12 protein-coding genes and 1 pseudogene are annotated in these 9364 nt (G+C 68.3%); 6 read left to right on the forward strand and 7 right to left on the reverse strand.

Annotated features, from left to right (window positions below):
- The 4 genes from ACFWBW_RS35705 to ACFWBW_RS35720 form a co-directional block, all read right to left on the reverse strand.
- Positions 1-764, reverse strand: a 764-nt coding sequence (locus ACFWBW_RS35705) for a pentapeptide repeat-containing protein (protein ID WP_385381934.1), incomplete at its 3' end; no start/stop codon positions are given.
- 191 nt (positions 765-955) lie between these two features.
- Complete coding sequence (locus ACFWBW_RS35710; protein WP_385381937.1) at positions 956-2179, reverse strand: FG-GAP-like repeat-containing protein; 1224 nt, start codon at positions 2177-2179, stop codon at positions 956-958.
- Between the two features lie 229 nt (positions 2180-2408).
- Positions 2409-2594: a hypothetical protein gene (locus tag ACFWBW_RS35715; protein ID WP_385381965.1), complete on the reverse strand. Its 186-nt coding sequence runs from the start codon at positions 2592-2594 to the stop codon at positions 2409-2411.
- Positions 2540-3010 carry a transposase gene (locus tag ACFWBW_RS35720; protein WP_385381940.1) on the reverse strand — a complete coding sequence of 157 codons (471 nt, stop codon included), beginning with the start codon at positions 3008-3010 and terminating at the stop codon, positions 2540-2542. Before ACFWBW_RS35720 ends, ACFWBW_RS35715 begins: the two co-directional genes overlap by 55 nt.
- A 124-nt stretch (positions 3011-3134) precedes the next feature.
- Between ACFWBW_RS35720 and ACFWBW_RS35725 the strand changes: the two are divergent.
- Positions 3135-3433, forward strand: a pseudogene (locus tag ACFWBW_RS35725) (HNH endonuclease); the annotation flags it as partial.
- A gap of 325 nt (positions 3434-3758) precedes the next feature.
- On the opposite strand, the gene ACFWBW_RS35730 reads toward ACFWBW_RS35725, so the two are convergent.
- Positions 3759-4157 carry a hypothetical protein gene (locus ACFWBW_RS35730; RefSeq protein WP_385381943.1) on the reverse strand — a complete coding sequence of 133 codons (399 nt, stop codon included), beginning with the start codon at positions 4155-4157 and terminating at the stop codon, positions 3759-3761.
- A gap of 203 nt (positions 4158-4360) precedes the next feature.
- Between ACFWBW_RS35730 and ACFWBW_RS35735 the strand changes: the two genes are divergently transcribed.
- Both ACFWBW_RS35735 and ACFWBW_RS35740 read left to right on the forward strand, forming a co-directional pair.
- Positions 4361-4534 carry a hypothetical protein gene (locus ACFWBW_RS35735; RefSeq protein ID WP_385381945.1) on the forward strand — a complete coding sequence of 58 codons (174 nt, stop codon included), beginning with the start codon at positions 4361-4363 and terminating at the stop codon, positions 4532-4534.
- A 572-nt stretch (positions 4535-5106) separates the two neighbouring features.
- Complete coding sequence (locus ACFWBW_RS35740; protein ID WP_385381948.1) at positions 5107-5268, forward strand: hypothetical protein; 162 nt, start codon at positions 5107-5109, stop codon at positions 5266-5268.
- A 718-nt stretch (positions 5269-5986) separates the two neighbouring features.
- On the opposite strand, the gene ACFWBW_RS35745 is transcribed toward ACFWBW_RS35740, so the two are convergent.
- Positions 5987-6448, reverse strand: a complete 462-nt coding sequence (locus tag ACFWBW_RS35745) for a hypothetical protein (protein WP_385381950.1) — start codon at positions 6446-6448, stop codon at positions 5987-5989.
- An 85-nt stretch (positions 6449-6533) separates the two neighbouring features.
- Between ACFWBW_RS35745 and ACFWBW_RS35750 the strand changes: the two genes are divergently transcribed.
- The gene (locus ACFWBW_RS35750) at positions 6534-6968 is read left to right on the forward strand and encodes a hypothetical protein (protein ID WP_385381953.1); all 435 of its coding nucleotides are present in this window, start codon (positions 6534-6536) and stop codon (positions 6966-6968) included.
- 106 nt (positions 6969-7074) lie between these two features.
- Here ACFWBW_RS35750 and ACFWBW_RS35755 read toward each other — a convergent pair whose 3' ends face one another.
- Complete coding sequence (locus ACFWBW_RS35755; RefSeq protein ID WP_385381956.1) at positions 7075-7548, reverse strand: barstar family protein; 474 nt, start codon at positions 7546-7548, stop codon at positions 7075-7077.
- A 549-nt stretch (positions 7549-8097) separates the two neighbouring features.
- On the opposite strand from ACFWBW_RS35755, the gene ACFWBW_RS35760 reads away from it, so the two are divergent.
- Both ACFWBW_RS35760 and ACFWBW_RS35765 read left to right on the forward strand, forming a co-directional pair.
- On the forward strand, positions 8098-8634 hold the full coding sequence (locus ACFWBW_RS35760; protein ID WP_385381959.1) for a hypothetical protein: 537 nt from the start codon (positions 8098-8100) through the stop codon (positions 8632-8634).
- Positions 8619-9364 (forward strand): NTF2-like N-terminal transpeptidase domain-containing protein (locus tag ACFWBW_RS35765; RefSeq protein ID WP_385381962.1); only part of this gene is annotated, 746 nt, incomplete at its 3' end. The genes ACFWBW_RS35760 and ACFWBW_RS35765, both read left to right, overlap by 16 nt.

Consider the following 9364-nt stretch of genomic DNA (forward strand, 5'->3'; position numbering starts at 1 on the left):
CTCCCCCTTCTGCCGCGGTCCCCCCCCCCCCCTCGCGCGGGGGTCGTCCCCCACGCCAGTGGTGCTCCTCGGCCAGTGTTCGCCGTGGAGTCCAGTGCACTGGCACCAATCCGCGCCGACGTAGACCGGTAGGGGTGGGCGAACACGTACAGGCCGTCCAGCCGCAACTGGTCGAGGTGGACGGTTCCGGCGAACAAGCAGTCGGTGAGGTCCACGTCGGTCAGCACCAGGTGAGCCGCATCCACGCCCCGCAGCGATGCGGCCCGCACGCGGGGGTCCGTCAGTCCGAACTCCGGGATCTCCTGCTCATCCTGGGTGAAGCGTTTCGCCTGGGCGGTGATGCTCACTGGGTATTCCAGCACCGCGTCGCTCAGGTCCACGGTGGCGTGCCGCAGTCGCAGCACGGCCGTGGAAGCCCACCGGGTTCGGCGGCAGCCCACAGTGGCCGCCGCGGCCTCAATGGTCACGGCGGTCCCAAACACCGCCCCCGTCAGATCCAGCGATCCTGTGCATACCAGTGGCCCTACGCTTGCAACGTGCTCGAACACCACCCTGCGGAACGTGGCGTCGCCGGCGATCGTCACACCGCCGAACCGGGCGTCGCCACCGAAAGTCACCCCGCCGAAGTCGGCGTGGCCGCCGATCGTTGCCTTGCGGAACGTGGCATCGCCTTCGAAGGCCGCGCCGACGAACTGGGCGTCGCCGACGATCGTCGCTCCGCGGAACGCGGCGTCACCGCCTAAGGCCGCACCACCGAACTGCATGTAGCCGCCGATCGACGCACTCGCGAACCAGGCGTCGCTGCCTATCTGAGCCCTTGGGAACTGGGCGGCCCCCCCATTTTGTGTCCATGCGCTGCAACCTTGCGCAGACCCACCCATCCCACTGCCTAGGGTACGACGGAGGCCTCCGCCCAGGTCCTGGGGGAGGCCTCCGCTTCAGACGGTCGGAATGATCAGAAGGCGCCGTTCAGGCCCCACCAGTTGCCGTCCTCCGGGACGCCCGCGGTGAGCGCGCCCGTCCCCTTGCCGGCATGGAGGACCAGGCAGCCCACACCACGGCACTCGGGGGAGACGTAGCCGCTGTTGGTGATCGTCGCCAGGTCGTTGCGGCCGTCGGCGTTGAAGTCGCCGACCGCGAGGAAGGAGGCCATGACGTTCCAGCCGCCGGAACCGATCAGCACGCGCGAGCCAAGGGCGCCGCTGCTGGTGGCCGGGTAGAACCAGAGCTTGCCCGTGGCGCCCTCGCGGGCGATCAGGTCGGCCCGGCCGTCGCCGTTCATGTCGCCGGGGGCAACCAGGACGTTCATCGTGTTCCAGCCGCCGCTGCCGATCAGCTTGCGGGCGCCGATGGCGCCGGTCGACGTGCCCGGGTACAACCACAGCTTGCCCGTCGACTTCTCGAGGGCGAGCAGGTCCGTGCGGCCGTCGGCGGTCAGGTCGCCGAAGGCAGTGATCTTGTCCATGGCGTTCCAGCCGCCGCTGCCGATCAGCTTGCGCGTGCCGATGGCGCCCGTGCCGGTGCCCGCGTAGAGCCACAGCTTGCCGGTGGCCGACTCGCGGGCGACGACGTCCTCGCGGGCGTCGCCGGTGAAGTCGCCGTGCCGGGTGAGGGCGTTCATGGCGTTCCAGCCGCCGATGCCCACGAGCTTGCCCGTGCCGTCACCGGCCAGGAACCACAGGCGGCCGGCCTTGTCGCGGGCGATGACGTCCGGCTTCTTGTCGGCGTTCAGGTCGCCGAAGCCCGCCGCCTTGGTGCCGGTCGCCGCATACCACTCGGGGTACGCGGGCAGGATGCACTCGCGCTCGGTGGGGACGAACTTCAGCGAGCTGACCGAGTTGCTGCCAGGGCCGCCCCACTCCGTGCCCGACGGGTTCGGGTCGATCACGCCAGCGCCCGTGTCGTCGCCGTAGTTCGGGTCGTCGTACAGACAGGCGAACTTGTCGGTGCGGTTGACGACCGAGCGGAACGTGTTGTCCCACGTCCCGAGCGTCGCCGTGTTCACGTTGGTCTTGTACATCGCGCCGGTGCCGTTGTCGGTCTTCCAAGCGCAAAAGTAGCCCGACGGGCAGTCGCTGATCGCGGCCTGGGCGGGCGTGCCCGTACCGAGGAAGCCGGCCGACGTGAGCCCCAGCGCCGTGGCCACCGTGGCCAGGCGCTTCAGTAGTGATGTGCGCAAAATCGTTTCCTCCCTGAGGTGGCGCGGAGAGGACTCGACGCGCCACGGGGAGGACTGTATCGCGCAGTGGGGAAGGTGCTGCCGCAAGGGGTGGCCGGGGGCCGTGAGCTCCACGGCGACAGCGCGGCCCTCCGCGTCAAGGTCGTGTCCGATGGGTTGTGGAATCGCTTGGGCGTAAGAGGGTGTTTCATCCTGTTGTTTCGTCCCGGATTACCGGGTTGATAGTGGTTCACGCTCCGCGCTGGCTGAGCGTGGATTCGGCGGTGAGCCTGCGGGTCATGAGGTTGATCATCGCGAGGTGGATCATCGCTTCGGAGCGGCGTGGGTGGGCTTCGTAGTCGCGGGCCAGGCGGCGGTGGTTCATGAGCCAGCCGAGGGTTCTCTCGACGGTCCAACGGCGGGGTAGGACGTAAATCCCCTGGTGGCGGGGTTGCGGCGGACGTGCATGTCGATGCCGAGGGTGGCGGCGTGCTCGACGAGGGTCTGGCCGGCGATGGAGTCCTGCACGCTGGCCGCGGTGACCAGGGCTTGGAGGAGGAGTCCGACGGTGTCGATGACGATGCTCCGCTGGCGGCCCACTATCTTCTTGCCGGCGTCGATGCCCTGCTCGTGGGCGGGGACGTTGATGGAGGTCTTGATGCTCTGCGAGTCGATGACACACGCCGTCGGTTCTTCCTCGCGGCCTTCCTGCCTTCGGGGTTGGCGTCGCAGGAGGGTTTTGAGCGGGTCGAAGACACCTTCTTCCTGCCAGCGTGCGAAGTAGGCGTAGACGGTGTTCCAGTGCGGGTAGTCGTGCGGCAGGTACCGCCACGGGATCCCGGTCCGGTTCACGTAGAGGACTGCGTCGAGCAGGCTCCGCAGGTCAGTCCGGCGGACGGCCGATGTCGAGGCCGCGACGCTCGGACCGCCAGGCAGTCAGGACCGGCTCCACCAGATCCCACCGGGCATCGGACAGATCGCTGGGGTATCGGCGGCGTTCAGGCATGCGGTGTTGTCGCTGCTGTTGGCGGTAGAGGACCGGACCGGCTGCCAACGCACTTCCTTCCGGCACTGGAACGCCGGCGGCATTCCGGCCGATGGCTGCAACACACGTGCTGAGGTGCTCCTGGCGGAGGCGGTCGTGTACCCAGAGATCGGGCTGGGCTGCACCCTGACCGGCGGGACCTGGTGGTCGACTACGACGAGCGAGAGGTGACGCCGGCCGGGGCCCTGGACGTCGACCACATGGTCCCGCTTGCCGAAGCCTGGGATTCGAAGCAAGTGGAGTTGTGTCGCCTGCATCATTCCGCCTTGCTCGGTGACCGCTTCTGACCTGGTCGGGAAGGTGTGGTCCGTGGCTCATGGAGGTGATGGAGGGCCCTCTGCCTCGGGCGATCCCAGTTCAACGCCACGATGTTGCATGTGACGCAACCGTGGGACATGGTTTGGTTTCTGCTGATATGCCGGTGCGATCAGCCGGGCGGTACTGGGCAACGATGACGTTCACCGACGGTCGGCCGGCGATGCTCGGAGTGTCGGTCCAGCCGCACACGCATCAGCTCGCAGCACAGCAGCTGGTGCGAGGACTTTTACCCAACGGTCAGCTGTCCGGACCGCAAATGGTGCCGCCGGGCCGCTGGCGGGAGTACCGGACGATGGCTTCCTGTGAGGTCGATGGCGCGCTGCCGTCGGCGGGAGTGAGCGTGTAGAAGGCGATGATGGATCCCTCGGTGACGGCGTCCAGGACGCCGTCCCAGGGGATGGTGTAGCCGGCCGAGGTGGTGTCGGCGGTGATGCTCGCGACACCCTGGATCTCCGCGGCCGGGGTCTGCCCGGTGGTGTCGCTGCAGACCGTGATGTGGAACGTGACCTTGTCGCCGGTCTTGAAAGGTATCTGGTCCACCACGACGAGGACGCCGTTCCAGGGCTTCTGCCAGCAGGTGATGCCGCCGGGGGGTTCCTCGTAGGGAAATTCCGGGAAGTCGAGCTCGATGGACATGCGGGCTCCTGGTCGGTCGAAGGGCGGGGGTGAGAGTCGGACTCCCGCTCCATGATCACGGACCAAACGCCAGACCGTGAGGCCGGATCCACGAGGATGACCAGAGGAATACGGCACGAACGGAATGACGCTCCCCGCCAGTCGGCGGCTACGGCTGGACGACCGAGCGGAGCCGCCGGTGCGGCAACGACCTCGGCTCCGACGTGACCCTTGTCGGTGTCACCGCGCGCTCGAACCGGCAGAAGTCCGAACAGGATCCGGCCACGTGGATGCCGGCCCCGGCGGTGCACTGCCGGTACGTCGGTGAGTGGGTGGCGACCAAGCACCGGTGGGCGCTGGCGGTGGACCACGCCGAGCGTGAGGCGCTACTGGTGTGATCGGCACACGCCTCGCCGTCCGTCCGCCCACCTGCACCACCTCGTCACCCACACACCCCCGGGCAAAAGCCCGGGGGTGTTCGCGCCTCCCGGCCCGCCCGGCGACGGCGCCCTAGGAGGCTCGACGGTTGTCCTGTCTCAAATGATCTGGTCCGTGGCTACGGCCGTGACCTGCGGCGACCAGATCGTTTGAGACATAGCCGGCCCGTGAATCTCAGCGGATCTGGTCCCGGAACTTCGGATGCGCCGCGTGCGCTCCGCCGCCGACCGCCGCGTCTCAACTGACCTGGTCCAGTAGGAACAGATCATCTGGGGCAGGGGCCGGATCGCTTGAGACGGGACAACGGTGGTGACAACAACCGTGACCAAGCGAGGTAGGTGACAACCAACTTGCCCACCTACTGACAGAGATTGCGCTCCAGCCGAGTCGAACCCGCAGGTCGCGGGGCAAGACCGGTGACAACTATCGCGCCCAATCACAGCGCTGCCGTGCGTCCTCTGGCAGGTGATCTTGACGGATTGCCGGGTGATATTGACCAGCGCGGTCGAACGCCCGTCGGTACGGTCAGCCTATGGAGAACCTGCCCGAGAGTGTGGACCGCGAGATCCTGAGCGGCCGGATCATCCATGCGATCAAGGCGTACCGGGACGCGTCCGGCTGCACGATCCACGAAGCGATGGACTTCGTCGAGGAACGTCGAACGGAGCTTCGCCGGCACCGGCCGAGTACCTGACCTGTCGGCTTCCCGACTGGTCAAGCGCGCCGATGGCGTGGGGGCCCGGTGGGGTCGGGACCGGCCGGAGCGCGGCTAGCCCGTGGCCCGGCCGCCGGCACCGACCGGCGGCCGGGCGCCCACCCGCCGGCGGGGGCGGGCGGGTGGGTGTGGTGCGACGCTGGAATGGATGGGGGCGGGTGAGCGGAGGTCTCTTGATGCGTCCCACCTGGTCCGGCGCGATCAGCTTCGGCCTGGTCACTTCTCTGAACCAGTTGTCCGCGTACTCCTCCGCGTTGCGTGCACCGCCAAGTACAGAGCTACGTGCACCGCAGCAGCTCCCGTTCGGTGGCCTGCTTGAGTCCCGTAACGTCTGCTCTCTCAAGTGTTGAAGAGTGAGGGAGGGGCTTCTTGGAGGAGAGCGAAGCACGGAGGCTGGCTGAAGACTTCGGTCGGACCCTGACCGACCGTTGGGACGAGTGGGCCTTCAGGCTTGGCCTGTGGGCGACCCCGGCGATTACGGGCGTCTATGGCTTCACGTGGTCTCCCACTGCAAAGGACGAACAGGGGCGCCAGATCAGGGTCGGAGGGAACTGGCCCATCCTCGTCGACCAGGACACGGGGGCGTGTCGAGTTGTGCAGGGGCCGAAGGAAATGGCCGCGCTCAGAGGTACGTCAGAGGTTCGCTCTGCGCTGATGCGACGCTACGGCGGTCGGTAGGACGGGCTGACAGCAGTGTTCATGCTCTTGGGCCGTCGCTGTCGGAGCCGATCGCCGCGCTCAGGGCCCGCAGGGCGTCGTCGTATTGGTGACGGTCGAACCGGAACGGGCCGAATGGCACGTAGTCGCGAGTCTCGCGGTGCGGTTGCTCAAAGGCGTCCCAGGTCACGAGGTTGGCTGTGGCGGTGATGCGGGCCATGAGCGGCCAGCACCCCCACTCGCCGCATTCGCAACCGAGGACGGGTGTCTTCGGCCCCATGGCGCTGGTGGACCGTCCGAGGAAGTGGTCCTGCATCGGGCCGAACCGGAAGAACGCCGGGATCAGACCACCGTAGGCATCACCTGCAGGTTCCATTTTGGCCGAGATCTCGAACCTGTCGATCAGCTCGGTGAGTGGTGCTCCGTCGATGTGAGGGACCACCACGAGCGGGCCGCCGTCGCCTCGGTGATGGCAGCCGAACCGGATCTCATTGCTGATCATCCCGTCATTGTCTCAGCGGTGCGCTGCGCCCTTCGGCCGGGCGGGTTGAGCGGCGGCCTGGCGTGGCATGCCGAGGTTGATCGGCATGCCTCTGGAGGTGGCGTCGATCTGGTCGATTTTGGATTCGGCGCCGTCGAGCCTGCATGCGCAGGGCCTCGATCTCACCGAGCCAATCCTCGCGCTCGACTTCGGCGTTCCTGTCGAGGAAGTTGTCGCGGATCTCCACAAGCCAGCTGCTGGGCTGGGTCGGGGCGCGCAGGAGGGAGCACCGGACGCAGGCATCCGCTGCCCGATGCTCCACGTCAAACCCAAGATGCTCGCCCTGCTCTCCGAGCTCGAAGCCGACCTCCTGCAACGCAGGACGCAGGCCGAGACCGAAGGCTGGATCGGTGAAATCGAGGGCATCGACCTCACCCTCACCTTCCTCCGCGCGAAACGCGACGAGACCCAACGCCGAGCCCAGCGATCAGCTGTCCACCTCGGCATCCCCACACGCCGCCGTCCGCAGGAGTCCGAATGACTCTCCCCAGAGATGCCTCGAAGCAACGAGCTGTCACCGAAGGGTGACGCTCACACCCCGTTCCTCGAAGATCTCCAGGAGGAGGTCGAACAGCACAACCTCGCGATCACCGGCGGGCACGCGCTCCGCCAACCGCGTCCGAGCCTTGGCAGAGAAGTCCCAGTGCAAGGTGAACGGAGCGGTCGCGCCCCAACCCCCTCAGACAGTTGTCCAGAGCGTCCAGGTTCCAGCCGAAGCATCCACCGGGTCCGTTGATGGCCTCACCGATCGCGCAGTAGAAGGTGTCCCGGTCAACGATGTGTCGACCATCCAAGGTGAACACCTCGCCTGCAGGCGCATCGGGCTTCCCCTGGTGTTGATACTCCCGGGACCACAAGGCCACCGACAGCCACGCGTGTCGGTCCTCGGGCGCGAGTTCGTGCCACATTCCGGTGTGGTTCAGGTGACCGGTGCGGACCAGCTCCCACGGCCGTTCCGCACCGGGCAGGGCGTTCTCGCACCAGAGCGGCACCGCGGTGTCGGTCTGCCACCGCCGTACGAGCCGGCCTGCTACCTCGCCGTCGCGCAGCAGGACCCGCACCGGCGGGCGCCGGGCAGGCGGCTGGGGTCGGGCGGGTCCGGTCATGGGCGGGTGCGCGCGAGAGTCGTTCGTCGCGCTCCTGCTGGCAGGGGCTCGGGGAGATGGGTGCCGGGCAGGGGGATCGCGGATATCCCGATCGTCCGGTACCGCCATCGCGGCAGCAAGATCCACAACCCATGGATTCAACCGGCCTGGCGGCAGGTGTCGTGGAGAGCCCGTTGCGCTGAGAGGCGCACGGCGGGTTCGGCGAGAAGCCCGGGGAGACGGAGCAGCGGCAACCCTGCCGCCGCGTCCCGGGCCTACTCCCCAAGAACGGGTGCTCCGCGCGGAACGACGTGCTGATCGCCGAGGCGATCTATCTAGGCCGCGGTACAGCTGACCCGCGCGAACGGGCCTCCGTGGATCGGTCCTCCGATCGGGCATTTGCAGAAGTCCGGCGTACAACCTTCGGCATGCCTCGCAGGTCAGAGTCCCCGAAGGTTCCAGCAGGCAGCAGGCAGCAGGCAGCAGGCAGCAGGCAGCAGTCGAGCAGGTAGTACAGGGGGATGTGTGAAGGGGTTCAGAACGGCGATGACCGTCATCGGTGCGGCGGTTGCACTCGGGATCGTGGCGACCGCCGTGGCTCCGGTCGCGGCCATCGCCGCGCCGGCCGCGCGGGCGGCTGTCGTCGCGGGCGCGGTGCCGGATGCCTGGGTGGAGGTGTCCAACGGCACCCAGTTCCGGGTGACGCTGGGCGGCCACAACATCGCGCCGACGCGGGTGGACGTACGGCCCGTGGGCAGTGACGTGGTCGTCGCCACGCTGGACAAGTTCTGGTACGAATCCGACACGGTCGGCTGCGAGGAGCCGGACACCGGCTGGTACGAGGCCCACGACGAGCTTCGGCTCGACGGGATGGGCGACTACGAGCTGGACGTGTACGTGCCCTCGGACGGCGGCGGCGTTGCCGGCCGCAAGTTCAAGGGCGTGAGCGACGGGACCTGGCGCGTACGCCACGTCGACACCGACGCCCAGCACTTCGCTTCCACCAGCCACACGGCCTACCTGGACGTCAGGGGAGGGACTGCACCATGCGCAGCCGAGTGAAGACCGCCTTCGTCGGCGGCGTGTTCGTCCTGGTGGCCGGCGGGGTGGGGGTCGCGGGCTACGAGATGCTGGGCGGGGACTCGGGCGGTGCGCCGCTGAACGCGGACGGGTCCGGGGAGGTTACGGCCGAGGAGGTCGAGCGGACATCGCGGGACTTCCTGGCGGCATGGGCCCGCGGGGACGCGGACGCGGCGGGGACGCTGACCGACGACCCGGCGGCGGCCGCGGAGGCGCTGCGCGGCTTCCGGGAGACCGGGCATGTGGAGAACGCCGTGGTCACGCCGGGCACGGCGAGCGGCGCCACGGTGCCGTACACGGTGAAGGCGACCATCAGTTTTGAGGGGCACGAGAAGGAGCTGGCGTACGCCTCGGAGCTGACCGTGGTGCGGGGCAAGAGCAGTGGGCGGGCGCTGGTGGACTGGCGGCCGGCGGTGCTGCACCCGAAGATGATCGAGGGCGCGACCCTGCGGACCGGTGAGGCGAAGAAGGGCTCGATCCAGGCGCTGGACCGCGCGGGCCGGGAGCTGACCGCCGAGAAGTACCCGTCGCTGGCCCCCGTGCTGGACACCCTGCGGACCCGGTACGCGGACGGGGCCGCAGGCGAGCCCGGCGTCGAGACCTGGATCGAGCCGGCCGACGCCGACGCGCCGAACCGGACGCTGCTCACCCTCGTCAAGGGAAAGACGAAGAAGGTCCAGACGACGCTGGACGCCGACGTACAGGCCGCCGC

It is taken from the genome of Streptomyces sp. NPDC059957 (assembly GCF_042730015.1).
Taxonomy (GTDB): Bacteria; Actinomycetota; Actinomycetes; order Streptomycetales; family Streptomycetaceae; genus Streptomyces.

Bases quoted from the DNA above. Each gene is read 5' to 3' on its own strand.
- ACFWBW_RS35730 (WP_385381943.1), bottom strand. From the start codon at position 4,157: ATGTCCATCGAGCTCGACTTCCCGGAATTTCCCTACGAGGAACCCCCC.
- ACFWBW_RS35745 (WP_385381950.1), bottom strand. From the start codon at position 6,448: ATGATCAGCAATGAGATCCGGTTCGGCTGCCATCACCGAGGCGACGGC.
- ACFWBW_RS35750 (WP_385381953.1), top strand. From the start codon at position 6,534: ATGCCTCTGGAGGTGGCGTCGATCTGGTCGATTTTGGATTCGGCGCCG.
- ACFWBW_RS35740 (WP_385381948.1), top strand. From the start codon at position 5,107: ATGGAGAACCTGCCCGAGAGTGTGGACCGCGAGATCCTGAGCGGCCGG.